Consider the following 23,513-nt stretch of genomic DNA (forward strand, 5'->3'; position numbering starts at 1 on the left):
GTTCCACTAAATGTTTTTTTGTAAGTAATCATTTATCTAGAAAACAAAAGGAAAATATCCCCTCTATATCCTTCTTAAAATTTCCTTACACATGAAAATTATTCAATTTTTTCTATAAGTTAGTTATTCTAAAATGAGGTATCCATAAAGTAACTTGTAAATTCTGCTTTGTTAAATTGGTAGTAATAAACTTATAGAAGCGAGCAAAAAAAGCATGTTCTGAAGAAAGATAAATCAGAACATGCTCTTAATTTATTTATTTGATACTATAGACGTTGATCTTTCTGGAAGTTTAGTTGAAAATGATCCGCTTCATTGTATACCCTGAATTCATATCCTTTTTCCTTATAAAATTTAATAATTTCCGGAAGCGCTTGTAATGTCTGTGGTTTTTCATGCATTAGAACTACTTCCACATCTTCTGTTGTTGTACGCTTTACATTTTCTATAATTTGCTGTGGGTTACCTTTTAATTTCCAATCATTTGAATCTATCGTCCAATCCCAAACTTTTATTCCTGCTTCTACAATTTTGTTACGAATGTCCTGCCCCTTTAATCCTGGTGCAGATCCGTATGGGGGACGGACTAGTTTAGGAGTTGTACCTGTAATATTATGAATAAGAGCTAACGTTTCTTTCATCTCCGTTACAAATTGTCCTTTTTTGTATAGCTTATCACTATTATGTGTCATACTATGTGCACCAATATAATGTCCTTCTTTTACTGCTCGTTTTACATTTTCCTGAAAACCAGTATTCTGTAAATTGCTACCTTGCATAAAAAATGTCGAAGCAACATGTTGCTCTTTTAGTACATCTAAAAATTTGCTAGTTAATTCGCTAGGACCGTCATCAAATGTTAAATAAACAACCTTTCCTACTGGTTTTCCATCAGCTCTTTTCTGTTTTGCCAGCGATGTGTCCTCTTTCTTTCCTTGTTGTTGCGTATTAGCTAGCCTAATATTTTCATTAGCTACCCCTTTCGCTGGGATAAAGTTCCATTTCCCTATTAAAAAGAACGTGAAAAAGGTCGTTGCTAAAACAACTACTAGAGATAGTATTGCCTTCGTTACTACATTTGTTTTTTTCTTATTTTGTGATTCTTTCATTATGTTTCGATCCTTTCCCTACTCATTTTCATATTCATTATTTATACAGCTAAGCATTAACCCCAGCTGATATTTACAATAAATAGATTAATAGAGGAAGGTGAAGATAAAATGCAGATAATGTCGAAATTAGTTAAAGAATAGCCTATTACATCCACTCTTTAAAAAAATATTTGTTTCTCTACTACAGTTAAATTTGAAAACTGGATATACATCCAAAATAAAAAATACTACTCTTTCTAAACAATATTTTCATATCAAGATAACAGCATACTGATATAAAGATAAAATACAAAGATAGCCGTACAATTGAAATTCTATTATAATTTTGTAATTGGAATTCATTTGAACCAAATGAAGAACTAGAAGAAATATTATTATGTGGAGGTACTCCGATGAACCTTGTAATTAGAGAGTTAGAAACAAATGATTTAGATAATCTCCCGGAGATTGATGACAGTTTTATAGTGAATGCTCGGTTAATTCTTTCTCTTTCCAAAGGAAATAGACGCATAGAATATACAGTAGAAGACGTTCCAAGTTATGAAAAAAGTTATTTACAAAATCAAGATGATAATGAAGAACTGGCTTACAATGAATATATAAATAAACCTAATCAAGTAATTTACATAGCACTGTTACATAACCAAATCATCGGATTAATAGTATTGAAAAAGAATTGGAACCACTATGCTTACATAGAAGATATAACGGTGGATAAAAAATATCGTTCACTCGGAGTTGGTAAAAGATTAGTTAATCAAGCAAAGCAGTGGGCAAAAAAAGGAAATATGCCAGGTATCATGCTTGAAACGCAAAATAATAATGTCGCAGCATGTAAATTTTATGAAAAATGTGGATTTGTAATTGGTGGGTTTGATTTTCTTGTTTATAAAGGTTTGGATAAGACAAGTGATGAAGTTGCAATTTATTGGTATATACATTTCAAATGATAATAGTTTATAACGTAAAAAACTCAAAATAAAACCCCAATTTCTCTATATTAAAATCGAGAAATTGGGGTTAAGTTATTTAAAACAAATAACTAATTAATAATCCTGCTGACAACAAGAAGCCGAAAATCGTATTTGTCATCGCTGTTGATTTCATTGCGATGCGCATATATCCAGGATCCTTTGCCCCTTTTTGGAAACTTTGAATCGCAGAAATTGGCTTTCTCAAACCTAAGAACATAACTAATGCCCAAGGGCTTATATAACCCATTAATACAATTACGGCAATCCATAAATACGCAATGAAAAAGGCTACCGCTAGTGTTACCACAGCTTTTTCTCTCCCAAGGAGGATTACTAATGTCTTTCTTCCACCTTTAATATCTTCTTCGATATCTCGGATGTTATTTGACATATTGATTGCACCTACTAAAATTCCAATTGGAATGGAAATCAATACACTTTCAATCGTTACAGTATTCGTTTGAATAAAGAAAGCAATGAGTACAAAACATGTCCCCATTAACAACCCAGAAACTAATTCTCCAAACGGGGTGTACGCAATTGGTAATGGACCGCCTGTATATAAATAGCCAACTGCCATCCCAATTAAACCAATAACCACTAACCACCAACTACTATTCATACAAATATAAATGCCAATAAAAGCTGCTACGACATATAATAAAAGCGCAACTGTTAACACATTTTTTGGCTTCAATCCATGACGGACAATTCCGCCACCGATGCCAACGGATTCAGCGGTATCTAATCCACGTTTGAAATCATAGTACTCATTAAATAAGTTCGTTGCTATTTGCAGCGCTAAACATGCAAGCATCATCGCAATAAATAAAAGCCAATCAATTTTGGCAACATAAAGTGATGCCACTGTCCCTAAAATTACAGGAGAAAACGTCGCCGTTAATGTATGCGGGCGCGTCATCTTCCATATTAATTTAGCGGAACTAATTTCCTTTTCATTCCCCATAACTCTGTTCAATCTCCCTACATTTTAAGTATAAATTACTAGCAGTATCTTTCTATCTATTTCCTGCCACGCATCCATTCATTATAGCAATAAATGATTATCCTTTCTAACAAATCAACTTTTAATAAAGTAAAATTTATAAAATGAAACTTTAATCAGTAGGAGTTTTGTCATCCCCACTGATTATTAGTACATATCCATTGTTTTTTTACGGGCAGCCCTCCCATTCGCTGAATTTTGTGGTGGGAGTCTTACTGCCCGTTAATGCGGGATAAAAAAGAAGTCAAATTACTTCCAAACAACACCTCGCCTCTCATATTCCATTCTGTATTCAACAGCAGCCGCAATTTTAGGACTTGCGAATCTTTCCGTGATCCAAAGTCCCAAATCAACTCCTGAAGTGACCCCTCTTGCAGTGATAATATCCCCTTGATCCGCAATTCTGTAATGAAGAAGCTCTGCCCCGTATTCACTCATTTCATCCTGTGCAAAACAGTGCATCGTTGCCTTTCGACCGTTCAATATACCAGAGGCAGCTAATAGCATACCCCCTGTACACACACCAGCAACGATTGTTCCTGCATTGTGCATCTCGCTAATCATTTTAGTCAAAGTTCCAAGCTCTGCTTGTTTTCGTGCCCCATGCTCTGCTTTATGATTCCAGCCACCACCAGGTACAATTAACAAATCTGGACGATTCTCCTTCGTAAAAAATCATGTAGTTTAACTGTAACTCCAAACGAGGTAGTAACTTCCTTCTTTTGTTCACTCGAAACGAATTCAACTATAAATTGAGCCCCTTCTTCTATCGCTCTTTTCAGTACCTCAAACGGTGCGAAAGAGACAAGTTCTCCGAAACCATCAAACCATACTATTTGTATTTTCATTTTCGCACACCTCATATGCTTTCTTTTTTAAATTGTAGATATATATAATAATTGGACAATCTCAAAGTGTAAATTGTAAAGTATACCTAGATTATTCAAATAAAAAATAATATCCCACATAGTTAAATACATTTGTAAACCCTACATTTTCTACAACTGCAACAGAAGGCTTGTTCAATTCCATACAGTCCCAATATGGAATAATATCATTCTCCAAACAATCTTTTACAAAACTATGCGCTATCTTTTGAGCTAATTTTCTCCCTTGGTGACCTTCTATCGTTTCAATATCTATACAGTGTATATTTTCAAAGACGAATCCTGAAAAACAAACACTCACAATTAAATCATCATAAACAATGCAATAGCCAATCCCCTCATTGAAAAAAGAATCCGGTGAAGACCAAAACTCTAAAATTTTTGATTGTAAAAAATCAATGTTCTTAAATGTATTATTATTATTTTCATAGAGAGCTTTACTCATTTTCAGTACATTATATCTCTGTTCAAATTTAGGCTCATGATGATTTTCATAATCCTCTTTTCCTAGCATATACACTCTTTGATTCCAACTCTTTAATTTACGATGCTGAAATATTCTTTCGATTGTTTTATTCCACTTCGAATGATTCCCGATTCCTTCAAAGCAATCTAATCCTACTTTCCTCGCCTCAGGTACTATTACATGATTAATAAAACGATTCACTTCTTTATTAAACTCTTCATTTTCAGCATCTCCAATAAAGAAGAAGCCATCATTATTACCTAACCAAATGAGTCCCGAATTAGGAGAAGTCACGTTATCTACAAATATACGACCAGGATTCACTCCTGCAATTACAGCACGTACCTCTAATTGACCTTGTTCATTCACTAAACGATTACACCTATAAAAATCATCCTTGCTTAGTTCACAGATCATACGTTACACCCCTTTTTTAAACTGTTCTATTCTAACTTTACCATTTTTACATAATATTCTGTATTTTTACTAAGAGTAGTTTTAAAGCGATGCGATAAGTAAATGAAATACATAATAAAAAAGAGCCAATCTCCAACACAATAGAAGATTGACTCTTTCCTTTATTTACTCACCTGTTTCAGAAAATCGTTTTATACGTTCACCAATTTCATCGCGAACACGTTGAAATTCAGACCATTCTTTTCCTGCCGGGTCATCAAATCCCCAGTGAACACGATTTACGTGCGAAGGTGTCGAAGGACAAACAGAATCCGCATGACTACAAAGTGTAACGACTAAATCAGCATTATTTAAAATGTTTGTATCAATCATATCTGATGTTTGATTTGTTATATCGATATTCACTTCATTCATTGCTTTAATCGCATTTGGATTCACTCCATGTGCTTCGATTCCTGCAGAATATACATTCCACTTACCTCCTAAATATTGTTTACCCCACGCTTCTGCCATTTGGCTTCGGCATGAATTTCCTGTACATAAGAAATAGATTGTTTTTTTGTTTTCCATGTTGTTTTCCACCTTTGTTTTTAAGTTGATTGATCATTAAAATATTTACGTTTAAACCAAAAAGCGACATTTACAAGTGCAATCATGACAGGTACTTCGACTAACGGTCCAATGACAGCTGCGAATGCTGCGCCCGAATGAATACCAAACACACCAACTGCTACAGCAATTGCTAACTCAAAGTTATTACTACCTGCTGTAAATGCTAACGTTGTCGTCACCGGATAGTTTGCACCAATTTTTCTTCCCATAAAGAAAGAAACAAAAAACATTACAATAAAATAGATTAATAACGGAATCGCTATTCTTACCACATCTAGTGGCACGCTAACAATCATCTCTCCTTTTAAAGAGAACATAACGATGATTGTAAATAGCAATGCAAGTAATGTAAGTGGACTAATTTTAGGTATAAACACTTTTTCATACCACTGTCTTCCTTTTAACTTAACTAGTACAAAGCGTGTCAACATACCTGCTATAAAAGGAATTCCTAAATAGATACATACTGATTTTGCTACTTCTATCATTGTAATATCGACAATAGCACCTTCAATCCCTAACCATTCTGGAATTACAGTTACAAATACGTATGCATAAACTGAGAAAAAGAGCATTTGGAATACCGAATTAAAAGCAACTAAACCTGCCGCATACTCTTTATCCCCATCAGCAAGATCGTTCCAAACAATTACCATTGCAATACAACGTGCTAACCCAATCATAATGAGACCAACCATGTATTCTGGTTTATCAGGAAGAAAAATAATTGCTAACCCAAACATAAGTACCGGACCAATAATCCAATTTTGTACTAAAGATAGCACTAACACTTTTACATCTTTAAATACTCGGCCCATTTCCTCATAGCGAACTTTCGCTAACGGTGGATACATCATTACAATTAAACCAACAGCAAGCGGAATAGACGTCGTTCCAACCTGTAATGTATTCAGTCCGTCTACTACACTAGGGAACACAAACCCTAAACCAATCCCAACAGCCATCGCTAGAAAAATCCATAGTGTTAAATATCGGTCTAGAAAAGATAAACGTTTCATTTTATTTTCCATCTCCTATTAACAACAAGAATTTTTAGCTACCTCATTTGAAGTCGCGCAACAAGATGACTCTTCAATTTTGTGAACATTACTATCTGCTTTCGTATAAAAGAATTCCCACTCATTCCCATCTGGATCTGTTACCCAAAACTTATCTTGCACCGCATAGCAACAAGTCGTATCCATCTCATCACGCGCAAAGAAACCTTCTTTTTCTAATCGTTCTTTATGTAATGTAATTTCTTCAGCTGTATCCACTTGGAAACCGAAATGATTTACTTGATTTCCATTCACCTCATCTCGTACGTTCAGCGTAAAATTAAGTCCTGGCGTCTCTAATAAAAATTTTGCATAATCTGTTTTCACTTTAACTGGTGAAACACCAAATACCTTTTCATAAAATTCAATAGACTTCTCTAAATTCGTAACGTTTATACCGACGTGAACATATCTCATACCTTATTCCTCCTTTTTATATATCATTAATCGATTTTTTTTGATTAACAACTCAAAATTTTAACAGCAACTACCTTTCCCTGTTTTTCTAAAGATACAGCACAATTCTTCTGATAATAAATTATTCACTTCCGCATCATTTAAATCATAATAACTCCACGTACCTTTTGTTTCTTTTACAATCAAACCTGCATCTAATAAAATTTTTAAATGATATGATAATTTAGATTGCGTCATTTCAAAAACTTCTGTTAAATCACATACACACGTCTGTCCTCGCTGGCAAAGTTCATACATGATTTCTAAACGTTTCTGATCCGCCAACGCTTTAAACTTTTTCTCATAGAGCTGAAAATTTTGTGCCACTGTAGTTCACTTCCCTTCATCAACTTTTTTTGATGTTTATAGTATATACGTAGATGAGTTCTATATGCAACTTATTAATCAAGTTTTTTTGATTTATCTAAAAAACTTCCTCGCATCATATCTTTGTTACAATTAAAAAAGACCATAACCTTTTCAAAAATGAAAAACTATGGTTCTTTTTACAACTTAATAGTTACAATATTTCCGAGAAATGGAGTCTCTATAACTATTTTAAATTTTAATTTGATCATTATAGAGTAGTGCCCCATCACCCTCAATCTAAGAAAAACAAATACCCCAAAATGAGAAAAATCGATATGCTCTTGTTTTTGGTGCATATTCATAAAAAGCACGTTACTATTCTCATTAACATAAGAGAATAGTAACGTGCTTTTAATTTCAAAAATTGTCTAAGATGGTTGTGGGGCGGGCCCCCCATAAGAACGGTATCTAAAAGATTGTATGATAGGTGTTAGTTCCATTCCAATGGCCTCAGCCGGCGATTAACTCAAATACCGATTTCGGATGACCGCCATGTGATGAAGTTCGTGTCCTGCGACGCCGTACGCGAGGGCGCGCGCCGTAATGCTTAGGTTGTTGGCTGTGCCCTTGCGGGTCCACGCCTCAGCCGGTAGCCCGCGCAGCAATGTGATCGTTGATTGCCGTACGGCCCGGTAGTCTTCGGCCAATTGCGCGGTTGTCCAGCTTCCGAAAGGAGGTATGAATAATTCCTGATCGAAACCAGTCAGAGGCGTCTGGTCCCCTCTTGCGAACCGGAGCAGGCGGTAGGTCATGACGCGTTCCGCGTCTGTAATGTGGCCCACGACTTCTTTCAGCGTCCATTTTCCTTCCGCATACCGATATGTGGCCTGGCTTTCGGTCAACGATGCCAGGAGCTCTGTCATTTGCTTTTCCTGGGCGAGCAGAATATCGATGATGTTACCGTCCGGCACCAAACGGATATATTCGCCGGAGCTCCCGGCATATTCTTCTTCTGACGGTCTTTGATTCATGCGTAGCCACCTCTTTATGTAGATATAGAAAATTATAGCACTCGTCTATGTCTAATCAATTCGCGAAATAATAGAACTTCCCTTCTAATAATTGAGGATAAGCAACTATTTAGTCAGTCGCCACACTATCCTGATTCGTTAGCACAATAAGCAATGCTAATCAATAATGCATAAAAATTAGAAGTTATACAATATTTCAAAGTTATTAACATATATTAGATTATTCCGAAACATATATAAATACATTTTGTCGAAACTATTAAAAAGGGAGAATTTCTCTAGCTGGAGAATTAATAATTGTGTTACCAATATGTAAAAATCTCAATTTAAAATTAAAGGAGAACAAAATGGGACAAATAATTGTATCGATGTACCTCTCACTAGATGGTGTCATGGAGGAACCAGCTTGGACTGCTCCATACTTCAATGAAGAAGTAGCAAAGTTTCAATCCGATTTACTGTTTGAAAGTGAAGCTCTTCTACTAGGGCGAGTAACCTATCAAGGTTTTGCAGCTGCCTGGCCTTCTATGACTGATGAAGAAGGTTTTGCTGATAAGATGAACAGCATGCCTAAATTTGTTGCTTCAACAACTTTGGAAAAAACCGAATGGAATGCAAATCTTATCAAGGGTAATATTGTAGAAGAAATATCGAAATTGAAGGAACAGCCCGGTCAGAACCTTTTAATTTATGGTAGCAGTGATCTTACACAAACATTGATGCAACATGACCTCATTGATGAATATCACTTTATAGTCAATCCCGTTATCGTAGGAAGCGGAAAGCGTCTCTTTAAAGACCAGAGCAATACAAAAGCATTAAAACTTATAGAAACAAGAACGACCAGTTCAGGTGTCGTTATTCTTTCCTATCAGCCGGAGAAAAAAGAATAATTATTGATAAATTATAAAAAAAAGATTGACTCTTTCAGATCAGGAAAAGTTAAAAATAACTTCCAATAACGAGAATAATGTAAATAAGCTGTCCATGTGGACAGCTTATTGTTTTTTTGCTTAGCGTGCAAAATTCGCGTCTTGTTCGCGGGACTCCAAACAGTACGATTTTATTTCAAAGACACAACGATCTTACTACACACTTTTTATTTATCCCACACTCTCATCTGCTACTATTACTATTTTTTATTACTAATGTTGCCGTTTCACTCGGATGGCTAAGAGGAAAATGATGGCCATATGGAACACAATCAACCTTACCAAGATGCGATGGAGCAGAATAGCCTCTGTCATACTCCCCCCAAATAATGTGAAGGTTATACTTTGTTACTTCATTGAAATCACCTTGATCATTTTTTAGTAGTAAACCGTTAAGCTGGACCGTAGTATTTAAAATTCTGGGAGAAGTAAAACTGTTTCTTATTTTTTCAATATAATGTTCAGGGATGCTCTCCATACTTTCAAACAAACCATTACTTAATAAATAACGCTCTATCAAATTAGTAGTTGCCAATTTTAATGTCCATTTGTTCATAAATTGAGGAACATTTAGCGATTTAGCATTTTTTTTAGCAACAGGTGGCTGAAGTAAAGTGATGGAATACTTCTTATCTATGTACTCTTGTACCAACGCTTCCAGAAGAATAAACGCACCGAATGAATGGCCAATTAGATGTGCACCATTCGTAGCTTTCTCCAATAACTTTTTCACTACATTCAAATAGATATCTAGAAGATTTTTCTCTCGTTTAAAAGGAGAACGTCCCAAACCTGGAAGATCCAAAATCCATACAGGTTGACCAGTTTTTTCATGAAGCTCTTGTGCTAAAGGAAATAAATCCTCTCCATCACTCAATAAACCATGTAATAATATAAACGGTTTACCCTTTCCTTGTAATTGGTAAAGGGTAGTGTTATCGCATAATGTTCGTTTAAATAAATGATTATGCTGGCCATTTTGATACATCATTCGATAATCCAGATCAGCTACTACGGCAGGGAAAAATTTCATTACACTCGTCTTCTTAAACCAATCTCCTCCCATAATTTTTTTCGCTGAAACATTTGAAAATTTTTGTTTTGTAATAAAATTCAGTCCATCAGAAGGAATTTTTGTTATTTTACTTCCTCCACTATTCATAATTGCTTTCATAAATGGCATTGGAACAGAGATTTTTGGTGCCCTCATATTCATACTTTCCGACATAATACTTAATAATTCAGCAATGTTTTGATCGTGCTGTTTGTCTTCAACAAGTGTATATGTTTGAATAGTCGGTTGCTCCAATCTGAAAACCTGCACAATAAACTTCGCAAGCTCATCGTTTGAAATAAGTGGTAACCTATATCCCTTACCTCCAGGAATCACTGGCATGAGCCCTCTTCGCATACTCATCACAAGCAAACCTAATCCTGCTATCTGCTCTGTACTCCCTGTTTTACTACTACCGACTACAGTTGGCGGATTAATTACAGAAAGCGGATAACCTACTGCTGATGCCTGCTGACGGATATAAAGATCTGCTAAAAATTTTGTTCTCTCATATGGATTTTTTATTTTCAAATAATTGTTTCCTTCTTTAAACACATCAATTGCAATCTTGCTATTTTTATCATCAAAGGGACTCATATAACCTACAACATGAATAAATTGTTGCAAACCCTTCAATTGATGAATACTTTTAGCTAATTCACTAATATGTTTGGCGCCATTTAAAAATACGGAAGCTGCCTCTTTACTTGTCGCTTGAATATCCATGGGGCCTCCTGCGTGAATAATCACATCCGTTTTCAATACCCTCTCCTTATCTTCAGTACTTAGACCTAAATCTATTTTCGTCAAATCACCTTCAATAAAGTGCATAACTTCCTTTTTTAAGATGCCTCTTTCTTGAAAAAGGCGTGTTGCTTTATTTTTCGACCTCACTAAAAGAAGAATTTTAACATCCTCTTTGGCTAATTCTTTTACTAATTGCTTTCCAATAAAGCCTGTTCCACCAGTTAAAAATACTGTTCTCATATAAAATCCCCCTTTTAGTACTACTTAGTACTAATTTGATGTAAAAAAAATGCTTCTTTTATCGAAGCAATTTTAAAAAATGATCTGCTGTTTTCGTGATTACAGTTGCATCCTTCAATGTTTCTGAAATAAATAACGCTCCTTCAAGATTTGTAATAAAAAGTGATGCAACCTCATCAATATTAATCGTATTTCTGAATTCTCCATTCTCTACCCCTTGTTTAAGTAATAGAGAAACTTTCTTTTGTAATCCTGTAAAAAAAAGACCTATTTTTTCTTTTATTTGCGTGGCCTGTTTAGGACTTTGAATATAAAGAGTAATAAATGGACAGCTCCCCTTATACTCCCTCGACTGAACTCCTTGTGATAATTGCTTTAAAAACAGTTGGATACGATCTTCAACTAAAAATTGGTTCTGAGAAAGTATGTCATCAATTGCAGATTGATACATTTCAATCCAATAATCAACGACCCCTTCTAATAATACTTCCTTATTAGAAAAGTGATAATACACATTAGACTTTGAAACTTTGCTTACACGTACTAATTCATCCATACTTGTATAAGCAAACCCTTTTTCTAAAAATAATGTTGCAGCTACTTCAATCACACGTTTTTGATTCATTAATTTTATCTTTGCCATAACTAGAACTATATAGTACTAATTTAAATATTGCAAGTATTTATGTTAATTTTTAAAAAAGTTTGATTAAAAAAGTTCCACTAACATTGATTTTACTGCAAAAAAATCTTATTTTGAATAAAGTTGAACTGAACCCCGAAATTGTTCATTCACTATCGTCTAATCGGGGGCACCATACATACCCGTCAACTTAAGAAAAAGAAATGCCCCCTGATTCAAGTTGCCTAGCGAAAAAATCACGTTTTAATAGACTTCTTTAGTATGCCTATCTTTCTATAAATTACTAGATTAGCTTGATGGCTATGGAGTAGTGACCCTATAAACAAAACCCACCTGAAACATCTAAAATCTGCCCCGTTACCCAGCGGCTATCAGAAGAAGCAAGGAATGCTACTGCATCTGCAATATCTTCAACTTGCCCTATTCGTCCGAACACAGATGAGTTGGTAGCAAAATTTCGTATTTCCGGATCATCTAGCAATTTTGCATTGATATCTGTCTTCGTATATCCAGGCATAATTGTATTCACTGTTATACCTCTTTCTCCAAGATGTTTAGCTAGAGGCAGTGTCATCGTATTAAGCGCACCTTTACTTAAGCCGTATGCAATTGAGCCTGTAAAACCAAGCCTTACTTCAGCTGATGAAATGTTAATAATGCGACCCTCTGCTCGTATTAATGGTAATGTTTTCTGGATTAAAAAGAATGGTGCTTTCATATTTACAGACATGATTTCATCAAAAACTTCTTCTGTCGTATTTTCAATCGTTCCTTGTGTACCTATCCCTGCATTGTTTACTAAAATATCAATCTCTGATGTACCAACTTTTATTTGTAATTCATGCTTTAACTGTTCTACTAGCTTTTTGACACCATCAATTGAATTGAGTTCAGCTTCAATTAAGAACGCTTTTCCTCCGTTAGATTCAATCTCACTAATCGTTTCATCTGCAGCTGTTTTATTTCGACCGTAGTGAATCGCAACTAATGCTCCATCTTTCGCCAATCTCATCGCAATCGCACGGCCAATTCCGCGACTCGCTCCTGTTACTAATGCTACTTTTCCATTAAGATTCTTCATTTCTTCCATCCTTCCTAAATTTCCGTTTGATGAATGCTATACTTATATTTTCATGTAAACACCAATCATTTTAAATATAGATTTATAGGTAATTTAGTCCATTCGCTTATGATATTATAGTTATAATTCGTAATTTACTTTAGAAAACAAAAATAAGGAGGCTACACAATGCAAAACGCCGTAAAACTGGATGAAATCGATCATAAAATTATGAACTTGTTGTATGAAAATGCGAGAATTTCTGTTTCAGAAATAGGACGAATTATATCCATGACGCAACCTGCTGTAAAAGAACGTATTAACAAGCTTGAAGATCAAGGAGTTATAGCGGCTTATCGAACGAAATTTGAGCCTGCAAAAATTAATAAAAACATTCAAGCATTCATCATGTTTAAAACGAGCCAATGCTCTGATTTTATCCAGTATTGTAATGCAGCTCCTGAAGTAACAGATTTATTTCGAATTAGTGGGGAATTTAATTATATGATGAAGGTCATGAGCGATTCGATGGATTCCCTCGCTGCATTTTTAAACTCCTTAATGCAATTTGGCTTGTCATCTCCTTTAATTGTTTTAAAGAGTGAGTTTGAGGAGAAATTGTCGTTCTAATAAAGGGATACGTATTATCCTCCGCTAACAGTACAAGCTTTTCCTTTATGAGAAAATCCAACAGAATCAATGATTAGTAACAAAAAAAAGAACATTGATTTTCAATGTTCTTTTTTATATCTCTACTTATTAATTAGATCTCTATTCGAAAAAAGTACCTTAATCCCCTTACCCTTGATTCCTCTGCGCCTCTCTAAACTCCTCCTTCACCTTCTCTAACAACCCTTCTTCCGTAATTAATCGATACGCCGTATTTGCTAATGCTTTTGCCGATGTAATTAATGCTTTATCTCCAAGTTCTGAACGTGCTGCTTCTCTAAATTCATTCGTATGTGCAATTAAATCATCTGGTCCGATTTTAATGTACGGATGAATTGTCGGTACGACTTGACTTACGTTTCCTGCGTCGGTTGAACCGATTCCTACTCTTTCTGTACGATTTACATCTTCACCTAATAGTTCTAGTTCTTCCGCTACAATATCGTTATATGTTTTTGTTACGAGTAATTCATCGATTTCATTTTGGAATTGATGGATTTTTACTTTCGCACCTGTTGCTAACGCTGCTCCATCAGCAATATTTTTTACTTTTTCTGTTACTTCTGCACATCTTTTTCGCGTTGCTGCACGGATGAAGAACCTTGCTGCAGCGTAGTCAGGAATAATGTTAGGTGCTTTTCCTCCTTCTGTAATGACGCCATGAATTCTCACGTCTGACGGAAGTTGTTGGCGAAGTGCATTAATACCGTTATAGAGCTGAATAACCGCATCTAATGCGTTAATCCCTTCTTCTGGCGAAGCTGCAGCGTGAGCTGTTTTTCCGTAAAAATGAAAATCAAGTGGATCGACTGCTAGTGAAGGACTCGTTGTCGCTGTTTTTCCGCTCGGATGAATCATAAGCGCCGCATCAATGTCTTTAAATAAACCTGCCTTTACATAACTTGATTTCGCGCTACCATTTGGCCCGCCTTCTTCTGCTGGCGTACCAAACACGACAACTTCTCCGCCAATTTCTTCAAGTGTTTCTGATAATGCAATTGCTGCTGCAACACTAATTGTGCCGATTAAATTGTGACCACACGCATGACCGAGTCCTGGTAAAGCGTCGTACTCCGCTAAAAATGCAATTGCCGGTCCTTGTTTTCCAGAGCTTTTTCGCGCGATAAATCCCGTTTCATGTCCAGCTATATTGTGCTGCAACTGAAACCCTGCACTACCTAGTAATAAACTTAACGTTCTTGATGCGTAAAACTCTTGGTTTCCAATCTCCGGATTCGCATGAATATCATGACTTGTTTCTATGTACTTTTCCTTATTTCTTTCGATACTCTCTTCAATTGTTTTTCTTTGTGACGCTACTCCTGTCGCTCCCATTTTTCTTCCTCCTTTTATTTTCACGTAAAAAAGCCTCTTTCTAAAAGATAGAAAGAGGCTTCTGTATATACAGTCAAAATGAGCTTCTTTCTTATCTTTCAAGTTACCTTGCTGGAATTGGCACAGTATTCATAACGAATCCGCTGCCGAGGTATCATAGGGCCAGTCCCTCCACCTCTCGTGATAAGAATTTTCATAAAATTATATTAAATTATTTTTTATTCTAAGTTCATTCCAAGTAAAAGTCAAGGAATTCCTATCCGAATTTACCGAATATCTAAAAATCCTTTTAATACACCAATTGTCTCAGGTGCTTGCAGTCTTGCACATACGTACGGAAATTCCGTACTACCTTCAAACATCATTTGAGATGTAAGCGGTGCGCCTGCCCAGAAGATTTCATCATCGATTACTAGGAACGGGAATGCTTTATTTTGTCTTTGTAACTTTACATTTTTCAGTGGAACTGGTCCGTCACTATACACTGTTATTTGCGCATTTGTACGCATTAACGCTTGCCATACTCGCTTATCCACTTGTTTTGTACTTGGAAGTGAAATAATAATTTTTCGTTTTGCTGCTAAAATATCTTTTAATAGCCCTTTCGTTTCCTCAAGATTCATTTCCATAAACCAGCGTAAACGTTTCGATATTTTTCGTTCCCACAATTGTCTTGATGTCGTGCGATCATACACATCTCCGTGACGTTCTATATGAGCTGTTAATTGTGATAACGCTTGTTTTCTCGAAAGGTTTTTACGCATATAATGGCAATCTGATAATTGAATGAACTTCCCTCTCGCCCTTGTCACTGCTACATTGACGAGGCGATGGTTTTTATGGTCAAAGAATAATACGCCAGGTCGTTCTTGCGGATAACTGTCCACCGTATCAAAAATCATCATATCTCTTTCAGAACCTTGGAACTTATGAACTGTCGCCGCTAAAACTGGTATGTTTTGATATTTCGTTCTCTGCAACATTTCTCTAATACACGTCGATAAAAAGCGTGACTGCGCCCTGTAAGGTGTCACAATACCAATTGATTGAACACCGTCTAACAATCCGATTAACATCATTTGCATTGCTACTAAACCAGACATAATGTTAAAACGTGAACCAGAAGCAGCATCTTTTAACGAAAAAGCTCCCATTTGGCTCGTATCAAATAAAACACTCGCTTCATTTGCAAACGGCTGCAATTGCGCAAGTTCTTTACGCTCTGAAACAGACGGATGATCGTATACTCTATTTTTATAAATAAACGAATTCGTAAACTTCGATATATCCGCATGCATACGTCTTTGTTCCTGCAACATAAATAGGTTTGGGTGTGCTTCTGATTTATTAACAGACTCCACAATCCCAGCATGGTAAAACATATCTTCCCCAAGCCATTTGCGAACGAGTTCATGATTTGCCATCGCAATTGGAGGTAACTGTAAAAAGTCACCGCAAACGACGATACGTTTTCCAAGTGAAGCAGCTAATGCAATTTGCGGAACGAACGCCATACTCACCTCATCTACGACAACTAAATCAAATGTACGCTCATAAATTAGCGCATCAATGGCACATTTCGATAAAGTTGCGCCGATTACTTTCGCATTTTCAATATATTCTTTTTCTACTTCTTTAATTTTAGCCTTTTGCTTTCGAAGATCACTTTCAATCTCCTGCATACGCTTCTTATCAGAGGACGTTGCCTTATACGATAAGATTTTTTCACGAAGCTCTTGGCGTGTTTCTTCCAAGTAGAGTCTTTCCTCACCCCATGATCCGTTCGTCGTTTCAACTAACTTAGATGCAAGTAACGTTTCATGATTTCGTATATGTTCATGTTGACTATAACCGTAACGAACAATTTCGCCAGGCGTCCATTTCTTTTTCTTCTCAATTTGCTTCGTTACTTCACTCATTAATACGTCTACTGCCGCATTACTATGAGCTAACACAAGTACCGATTTTCCTTTTTGATAATGGGCCGAAATAATACGTGATAAATTGTAAGACTTCCCTGTTCCCGGCGGTCCCCATACGTACGTTGTCGGATTATAAAACGCGCGATATGCCAGTTCATTTTTTGGATTTTTCATCTTCTCAATATGTTTCGGGCTGCTCGTCCCATCAACAAGACGCTTTATACGATTACGTTTCAGCTTATCTTTACGTGCTTCTTTCAATCGCTCTTGCAGTTGCTCTAAAAGTTGCCACGGTTCACTGTATAAAACCGCTTCTCTTATTTCACCTTGTATATAATCATTTAATTTCAGTTCTATTTCTAATCCATGTACAGATAATACTTCTCCTGTCGCTTCCTCACCATCGAACTCAATTCGAATCGGTGAACCTTCAGGTAAGCTTACTTCCGAAATAAGCTGAAATACGTATACTGTACTTTCATAATCTGTATATAAAAAACGACCATTCATGATAGAAATTTTACTACCACCTATCGTTTTCCAATGTTTAATTTCATATGCTAATGCATAATGCCACTCTTTCATCGTTTCCGATAATGAAGGAGTTTGAGTAGTTGTATTCATCGTATAATCTCCTTCCTTCTCCCCAAACATACTTTCTCACTATACCATATAACACGCTAAAATTTGTAAGGTTTTTATCTTGCTTATTTTCTTAATTTTCAATAATATATTGTATATAATTTTCAGAAAGAAGGAATCTACATGCCAGTTAGAAGAATAGAACACGTTGGACTTATGGTTGCAAACTTAGAAGCATCTATCTCATTTTATGAAGAAGTAGTCGGCTTACAGCTCCTTAAACGTATGGGGCACCCGAACCCAGACTTAAAACTCGCTTTTTTAGGTGTGGAAGAATCGAAGGAAACGATACTCGAACTCATTGAAGGTTATAACTCTTCTCTTCCGGCAGAAGGAAAAGTACATCACATTTGCTTTAAGGTAGATTCATTAGAGGATGAAATTGAAAGAATACAAAAACACGGCGTAACCTTTTTACTAGGAGAAGAAATCGAAACATTACCAGATGGAACACGTTACATATTCTTCGCTGGCCCTGATGGAGAGTGGATTGAGTTTTTTGAGACGGAGAGATAAAGTGAAACTTTAGTCAGCCCACAATAAACGGGATAATAACTTTATGATTCACATAAGGAGTAGAAACTGATGAATACAGTTTTTATTATCGTTTTTTGGGTACTTATACTATTTCCACTTCTTAATATCATTCTGATAAAGAAGTGGAATATAAGTCCCATTGATCTCATGGGGGTATTTGGCAATTTAAAAATGCTGTTTACTTATAGCACTTTTACGAATGCAAAAATAGCCAAAATACGCAAGCAGTTTCGCATAAAAACTTGCATATTTTAGGCTGTTTAATTGTACTCCTTATTTTGTTAAAGTTACCCGTCGGTTCAATTCCAAAGATCTCAGCTGACGATTAACTCAAGTACCGATTTCGGATGACCCTCATGTGATGAAGTTCGTGTTCTGTATCCGCTACACTATCTGTAGCAACAGTTGCTATCTCATTTTCTTCAACACTTGACAAGGTAACACCTTCTTTTCAAATTCAAAGAAAAGTTTTTATTTTTCAGCATAAAGCATTATAACTCAACTGTTTTCATACAAAATTTTATGCAAAAAAAGAAAAGCGAGGCTCCTTCATATCCCCGCTACATCAATGATGTATAAAATCCTATATAAGAGATACATAGACCAAAAAACAAGATCCCCTGTACATACAAGGATTCTATGAAATTATTTGCTATCGATAATGGGACGTTATATTAACTATATACGAATATCATATTCATCCAAAATTGCCCTTATTGATGGTACAATTAAAGTCTTGGAGGGGGATTATGGGAATTATTTTATATTTTGCATTTTATTTTGGAGTACTATTTCTTATAATTGGTACTGCATTAGTTTTATTTATTATGGCTGCATTACCAAAAATCTGGAGTAAAAATCTATCATTCGTAATGATCGGTTTAGGGATAAATATACTTACTATTCCGTTGTCTTTTTTTATAGGTGGGATGGCAACAGATTCTCCTGATAGTACTAGGTTAGATTTTTGGAAAGGATTTTTCTTTATTCAAAAAATATCGCTCTTTTTACTGAGTTTTTTATTATTTTTAACTGTGGTGTTGTGGTTTATTCGTAAGAACAAGAAAAAAGTAAACATATAGAATTTCAAAACGACTTCCAATAACAAGAATTATGTAAATAAGCTGTCCATGTGGACAGCTTATTGTTTTTTTTGCTTAGCGTGCAAAATTCGAGTCTTGTTGGCGGTACCCCATCGCTATCAAGCTAAGTTCATACAACATCAAAGTCATTACAGCTCCATGAGTGCCTAATACTACTTTCCTTTTAAACATATAATTACATTTCTACTATTTATTTTACCACTTGTACAGATGCTGGTTTCCACCCCTGATTCTCTACCCAATCAATATCAACCTTATATTTTTTATTACTTTGTTTATCTCGTACATTACCGTAGGCTTTATTATTACCATTATTTCCAATAAAATCGAAAATCAATTGGCTCTCTGGAACATCAACAGCATAAGAGATTGCTTTTTTCATCTCACTCCAATCTACTGTTCCTTCTTTAAATTTCATATCAGGTTTTGCTCCTTGCTCTGTACCAATTGGCTTCCATGAAGGATTAGTTTGAGGATCCTTTTCTTGAGATACCGTTTTTTCTTCCTCTTTATTTTCAGTTCCGTTCGTTTTTACCGATTTTTCTACTTTTTGTTTCCCTTCTAACTGTGCTGCTTCTTTATCTTCGCTTTTCTTTTCTTCTATCTTTGCTATTTCTTTATCTTTAGTTTTCTTCTCTTCTAACTTTGTTGCTTCTTTATCTTCAGTTTTCTTCTCTTCTATCTTTGCTGTTTCTTTATCTTCAGTTTTCTTCTCTTCTATCTTTGCTGTTTCTTTATCTTCAGTTTTCTTCTCTTCTATCTTTGCTGTTTCTTTATCTTCAGTTTTCTTCTCTTCTATCTTTGTTACTTTCTTTTCTTGAGCAATTGCTTTCGTTGATGTATTAGAAGGGGTAAACAATTGGTATGTCACTATACCAACTGTCACTAATACCAAAGTAAATGCAATATTAAAAATTGCCTTTTGACGACGATTCTGTTGTTTTTCTTGAAATCTGCTTACTTGTCCCATTCTTCAAACCTCCGTGTTTACTTTCTCCTCTACTCTTTATGTATTATCCCTAAAATTCTTAATATTTTTATTAAACAATAGAAATAAACTACACTTTCCATACAGGATTTCATATCATAATAAAATTTGTGTTTTTTCAAGTATCTGACATATGTTATTCAAAATAGTTTAATACATTAAAAATTGATAAGCTTCTGCACTTAAGAAACCTTCAATTTTATTCAAAGGTGATTCCAATTACGTCCACATTAGATCTCCTGTAGAAAGCTTTTTAACAATTAAACCTCTTCTTCCCTTATTAATAATTTTAAAATTAAATTTCCCTCTATAGTATAATAAAGATGTTTCGTTTTCTAATGGGGTATGTCGTAAAATCAAAAGAGATTTTATCTCTTTTACCTTCTTTTCAGAGTAAAGTTCACCACTAGGAAATTCTATTATTCCTAATGTAATCTTTAATTCGCTCTCATCAAAAGCCCACTCTTTATTAAGTTCTCTTATCTTTTGTATAAAGCTTCTTTTAGTTTGTCCTATATAGAGCAATGTTACATTCTTAGCATATACTCTAGAGATTGCAAATATCCCCTTCTTAGAAGCTTCTTCCCTATTATAAAAGTCATTTATACTATACATGCCATACCACTTAATATGTACTGTTTCTATGAATCTCACCTCGTTTTTAGACAACATTATAATTTCTGAATGTTCAAATTATTATAGGTACATATGCTTGATTACTTGAATTATAAATTGTGCTTTTCAATAATACATTTTATTATTACTAATTTCAATAATGAAGAAAAAATACAATATTATAGTTTAATTACAAAGCTGTATAAAAACAAAGTGATGTCGTGCCACATATTTTCTTTTTTTACAATTTCAAACTATCGCGAACAAAATTTTAAAATTTATGGAATAAAAATATAACGTGTATGTACATACATTTCTATTAATTGAAGAAACCTTCTTAATTGAGGTCGTACCACATGCCCATCAACTTAAGAATTCAGAATTACCCCAAAACGAAAAAAATGAGTTTTTTTGCTACAAGTTAAAACAAAATTTCGTTCTGAGGGTATTTACCTTTCTTAGCTTGATAGCGATGGGCTTTACCTCTATTTAAAAAAGAATCCATTTTAATCAAAATGGATTCTTTTTTGCTTATATAATATTTTCTCAGTTTTCTTGTCTTATTTATTTTCTATAATATAAAATTCAGTTTTATATGTATAAATTACTTTTAATATCTTTATGATTAACTAAAGGTTCTAATCTTACTTTATATTTAAGTTTAAATCATTAACTTCAGCAAGTTTCTTCTTGCGTAAATAAATCATCGCAAATACAAAAACGATGCCTGATGCCACCGCAATAGCAATAAGAGCCTTTCTAACATCATCTCCTGCGCTAACATGACCCGTAACTTTCTCTGGATCGATGCCCATATCTTGTAATACACCACTGAAATTTATCACGAAGTGACCGATAATTGGTATTAATAGATTGTTTGTTCTTAAATACACAGCCGCGAAGAGGAAGCCCATTGCTGTTGTATAAATAAGCTGTAATAAAGTTGCATCTAAAGGTGCGCCAGAAAGTAAGTTTATAGCATGCACTAATGAGAAGAGCGCACTTGACCATATAACAGCTAACAAAATACCGTTCTTTTTCTGGCTCCAAGCTTTTAACAATCCATTTAATAGAAGCCCACGTAATAGAATCTCTTCATATGAAACAGCAGCAATTGTAGATACTACCGCTATTAGATAAGCTTGCATACTTGCTTTCATTAAATTATCAAATTCAACACCTATTAAATTTAGTACAACATAACTTAATCCTGGAAGTAATAACAGAAGGCCTAATCCAATTCGATTCATCATATTTCCAAATTTCAGTTTGAATACTGTCACATTAACTAGCAACATAATTACAATTAGAACAAAACGCGCTACTAATTGCGCTACATTATCATCAGTAAATATAATCGAGAAAACTGAATCTACTACGATTGTAAGTACCATAATTACTGCAAAAAAGCTAAGTATTACACCGGCTGGTGACTTTTCAAATAATTTTTTCATTAAATATCCTCCATTTTAATATATATATAAATAATTCATCGAACCGAACGGTTCGGTTCGGTTCGGATTCTAATGATACTATAAGTTTCTAGTTTTTTAAACCCTTTCTACAAATTATTAACATAGTAAAAACTAAATGTAATTATATCTCAGTTGCTTATTTACAATCAAATTCCAGTAATCATTAATGATTACTGATTACTCTTTTATAGAATGAAATGAAGGTGTGAGTAGCTCGCTCACTTTAGATAAACATATTAATAAAAATTATATATAATAGTTAAATGTCTATACATTAAAATTAACTATATATTTTTACTTTTTCTATGATTTTAGGTGAAATTAGTTGTATAACATGACTGAATTAACCAACTGGTCAATTATTATTGACAGAAAATTCTTTCATACGGTAAAGAATATATAATTTAATGAATCTCAAACTGTATTGTTTTAGGTTCCTATAAGATAGGGATTGATATGATAATTTTGCTTCAAACTTTTTTATACTTACAATAAAAATTCAAAAAAATTATAGTGAAAATCACCCTAAATATTAAGTTCTTTTTATTAGGAGGACCACAAAGCATGACTAAAGTCGATAAGGTAAAAGAAAAGATCATTGAAACATCTTTATATTTATTTAATACTAATGGGATAACTTACACATCCATTCAGGATATAATGACAGCTACTGAACTATCTAAAGGAGCTATTTATCGTAGATTCAAAAATAAAGAAGAAATTGTGCTTGCTGCCTACGACAAAAGTGGTGAGATTATGTGGGGGCATTTTCATAAAGAAATGGAAAATAAAAAGACAGCAATCGATAAAATCCTTGCAATTTTCCTTATATATCAAGATGCAGCTAATAATCCTCCAATTGCTGGAGGCTGTCCATTACTTAATAGCGCAATTGAAAGTACTGGAGTATTTCCAGAATTACAAAAAGCAGCAGCAAAAGGTTATGATGATACAGTAATGTTAATGGCCTCTCTCATAAAGGAAGGAATAGAGAAACAAGAACTTAAAGAAGATATAGACATTATATCGCTCGCTTCTTTTCTTGCATCTTCAATGGAGGGAGCTATTATGGCAAGTCGAGTATCTAACGATAATATACACCATCAATATTTTATTGAACAAATAAAGCATCATCTTTACTCTTATTCTAAATAAATGAGTACTTGCATCGCCTTCATTCAATTTTTATAAACTTAAATTGAATAAATACTCCTCATAAAAAG

22 protein-coding genes, 1 pseudogene and 1 riboswitch are annotated in these 23,513 nt (G+C 34.6%); of the genes and pseudogenes, 6 read left to right on the forward strand and 17 right to left on the reverse strand.

Annotated features, from left to right (window positions below; genetic code table 11):
- Positions 1-266 precede the first annotated feature (266 nt).
- Entirely contained in the window at positions 267-1,109 is an 843-nt protein-coding gene (locus tag V7S45_RS15490; RefSeq protein WP_342761423.1) for a polysaccharide deacetylase family protein, read from the reverse strand.
- Positions 1,110-1,504: 395 nt separating this feature from the next.
- Between V7S45_RS15490 and satA the strand changes: the two genes are divergently transcribed.
- On the forward strand, positions 1,505-2,062 hold the full coding sequence (satA, locus tag V7S45_RS15495) for a streptothricin N-acetyltransferase SatA (protein WP_025688052.1): 558 nt from the start codon (positions 1,505-1,507) through the stop codon (positions 2,060-2,062).
- Between the two features lie 79 nt (positions 2,063-2,141).
- Here the strand turns inward: satA and menA are convergent, their stop codons facing one another.
- The 8 genes and pseudogenes from menA to V7S45_RS15535 form a co-directional block, all read right to left on the reverse strand.
- The gene (gene menA / locus V7S45_RS15500) at positions 2,142-3,053 is read right to left on the reverse strand and encodes a 1,4-dihydroxy-2-naphthoate polyprenyltransferase (protein ID WP_000526090.1); all 912 of its coding nucleotides are present in this window, start codon (positions 3,051-3,053) and stop codon (positions 2,142-2,144) included.
- A 288-nt stretch (positions 3,054-3,341) separates the two neighbouring features.
- A pseudogene (locus V7S45_RS15505) lies at positions 3,342-3,940 on the reverse strand (DJ-1/PfpI family protein).
- A 91-nt stretch (positions 3,941-4,031) separates the two neighbouring features.
- A complete protein-coding gene (locus V7S45_RS15510; RefSeq protein ID WP_025688047.1) occupies positions 4,032-4,862 on the reverse strand; it encodes a GNAT family N-acetyltransferase in 831 nt (276 codons plus the stop codon).
- A gap of 165 nt (positions 4,863-5,027) precedes the next feature.
- Positions 5,028-5,432, reverse strand: a complete 405-nt coding sequence (gene arsC / locus V7S45_RS15515; protein ID WP_000428364.1) for an arsenate reductase (thioredoxin) — start codon at positions 5,430-5,432, stop codon at positions 5,028-5,030.
- Positions 5,433-5,452: 20 nt separating this feature from the next.
- Positions 5,453-6,493: an ACR3 family arsenite efflux transporter gene (gene arsB / locus V7S45_RS15520; protein WP_025688045.1), complete on the reverse strand. Its 1,041-nt coding sequence runs from the start codon at positions 6,491-6,493 to the stop codon at positions 5,453-5,455.
- 18 nt (positions 6,494-6,511) lie between these two features.
- On the reverse strand, positions 6,512-6,949 hold the full coding sequence (locus V7S45_RS15525; protein WP_001271022.1) for an ArsI/CadI family heavy metal resistance metalloenzyme: 438 nt from the start codon (positions 6,947-6,949) through the stop codon (positions 6,512-6,514).
- A gap of 60 nt (positions 6,950-7,009) precedes the next feature.
- On the reverse strand, positions 7,010-7,315 hold the full coding sequence (gene arsR / locus V7S45_RS15530) for an arsenical resistance operon transcriptional regulator ArsR (protein WP_002026021.1): 306 nt from the start codon (positions 7,313-7,315) through the stop codon (positions 7,010-7,012).
- A 503-nt stretch (positions 7,316-7,818) separates the two neighbouring features.
- Positions 7,819-8,328 carry a DinB family protein gene (locus V7S45_RS15535; protein ID WP_001076319.1) on the reverse strand — a complete coding sequence of 170 codons (510 nt, stop codon included), beginning with the start codon at positions 8,326-8,328 and terminating at the stop codon, positions 7,819-7,821.
- Between the two features lie 347 nt (positions 8,329-8,675).
- Between V7S45_RS15535 and V7S45_RS15540 the strand changes: the two genes are divergently transcribed.
- Positions 8,676-9,221 (forward strand): dihydrofolate reductase family protein, encoded by a 546-nt coding sequence (locus tag V7S45_RS15540; protein ID WP_000529758.1) that lies wholly within the window; start codon positions 8,676-8,678, stop codon positions 9,219-9,221.
- 223 nt (positions 9,222-9,444) lie between these two features.
- On the opposite strand, the gene V7S45_RS15545 is transcribed toward V7S45_RS15540, so the two are convergent.
- The 3 genes from V7S45_RS15545 to V7S45_RS15555 all read right to left on the reverse strand — a co-directional run bounded on the left by V7S45_RS15545 (position 9,445) and on the right by V7S45_RS15555 (position 13,025).
- Positions 9,445-11,301 carry an alpha/beta fold hydrolase gene (locus V7S45_RS15545; protein WP_088322366.1) on the reverse strand — a complete coding sequence of 619 codons (1,857 nt, stop codon included), beginning with the start codon at positions 11,299-11,301 and terminating at the stop codon, positions 9,445-9,447.
- 58 nt (positions 11,302-11,359) lie between these two features.
- Positions 11,360-11,926, reverse strand: a complete 567-nt coding sequence (locus V7S45_RS15550; protein WP_001072312.1) for a TetR/AcrR family transcriptional regulator — start codon at positions 11,924-11,926, stop codon at positions 11,360-11,362.
- A 334-nt stretch (positions 11,927-12,260) separates the two neighbouring features.
- Positions 12,261-13,025 (reverse strand): SDR family oxidoreductase, encoded by a 765-nt coding sequence (locus V7S45_RS15555; protein WP_002164505.1) that lies wholly within the window; start codon positions 13,023-13,025, stop codon positions 12,261-12,263.
- Between the two features lie 168 nt (positions 13,026-13,193).
- On the opposite strand from V7S45_RS15555, the gene V7S45_RS15560 reads away from it, so the two are divergent.
- Positions 13,194-13,634, forward strand: a complete 441-nt coding sequence (locus V7S45_RS15560; RefSeq protein ID WP_025688036.1) for an Lrp/AsnC family transcriptional regulator — start codon at positions 13,194-13,196, stop codon at positions 13,632-13,634.
- Between the two features lie 168 nt (positions 13,635-13,802).
- On the opposite strand, the gene V7S45_RS15565 is transcribed toward V7S45_RS15560, so the two are convergent.
- Positions 13,803-15,008: a M20 family metallopeptidase gene (locus V7S45_RS15565; protein WP_025688034.1), complete on the reverse strand. Its 1,206-nt coding sequence runs from the start codon at positions 15,006-15,008 to the stop codon at positions 13,803-13,805.
- Between the two features lie 88 nt (positions 15,009-15,096).
- A riboswitch (SAM riboswitch) is annotated at positions 15,097-15,198 on the reverse strand.
- A gap of 76 nt (positions 15,199-15,274) precedes the next feature.
- Positions 15,275-17,584 carry an AAA domain-containing protein gene (locus V7S45_RS15570; RefSeq protein ID WP_002041447.1) on the reverse strand — a complete coding sequence of 770 codons (2,310 nt, stop codon included), beginning with the start codon at positions 17,582-17,584 and terminating at the stop codon, positions 15,275-15,277.
- A gap of 111 nt (positions 17,585-17,695) precedes the next feature.
- On the opposite strand from V7S45_RS15570, the gene V7S45_RS15575 reads away from it, so the two are divergent.
- Positions 17,696-18,088, forward strand: a complete 393-nt coding sequence (locus V7S45_RS15575) for a VOC family protein (RefSeq protein ID WP_001145268.1) — start codon at positions 17,696-17,698, stop codon at positions 18,086-18,088.
- Between the two features lie 770 nt (positions 18,089-18,858).
- Complete coding sequence (locus V7S45_RS15580) at positions 18,859-19,191, forward strand: hypothetical protein (protein ID WP_025688009.1); 333 nt, start codon at positions 18,859-18,861, stop codon at positions 19,189-19,191.
- Between the two features lie 211 nt (positions 19,192-19,402).
- Here the strand turns inward: V7S45_RS15580 and V7S45_RS15585 are convergent, their stop codons facing one another.
- The 3 genes from V7S45_RS15585 to V7S45_RS15595 all read right to left on the reverse strand — a co-directional run bounded on the left by V7S45_RS15585 (position 19,403) and on the right by V7S45_RS15595 (position 22,269).
- On the reverse strand, positions 19,403-20,182 hold the full coding sequence (locus V7S45_RS15585; RefSeq protein WP_234574159.1) for a YrrS family protein: 780 nt from the start codon (positions 20,180-20,182) through the stop codon (positions 19,403-19,405).
- Between the two features lie 237 nt (positions 20,183-20,419).
- Positions 20,420-20,854, reverse strand: a complete 435-nt coding sequence (locus V7S45_RS15590; protein WP_002164503.1) for a hypothetical protein — start codon at positions 20,852-20,854, stop codon at positions 20,420-20,422.
- A 605-nt stretch (positions 20,855-21,459) separates the two neighbouring features.
- Positions 21,460-22,269 (reverse strand): CPBP family intramembrane glutamic endopeptidase, encoded by an 810-nt coding sequence (locus V7S45_RS15595; protein WP_025689809.1) that lies wholly within the window; start codon positions 22,267-22,269, stop codon positions 21,460-21,462.
- A gap of 585 nt (positions 22,270-22,854) precedes the next feature.
- Between V7S45_RS15595 and V7S45_RS15600 the strand changes: the two genes are divergently transcribed.
- Positions 22,855-23,445, forward strand: coding sequence for a TetR/AcrR family transcriptional regulator (locus V7S45_RS15600; RefSeq protein WP_000169655.1), 591 nt, complete (start codon positions 22,855-22,857; stop codon positions 23,443-23,445).
- The last annotated feature ends 68 nt before the right edge of the window (positions 23,446-23,513 follow it).

This window comes from Bacillus sp. BR3(2024) (genome assembly GCF_039134555.1).
In the GTDB taxonomy this organism is placed as follows: domain Bacteria; phylum Bacillota; class Bacilli; order Bacillales; family Bacillaceae_G; genus Bacillus_A; species Bacillus_A cereus.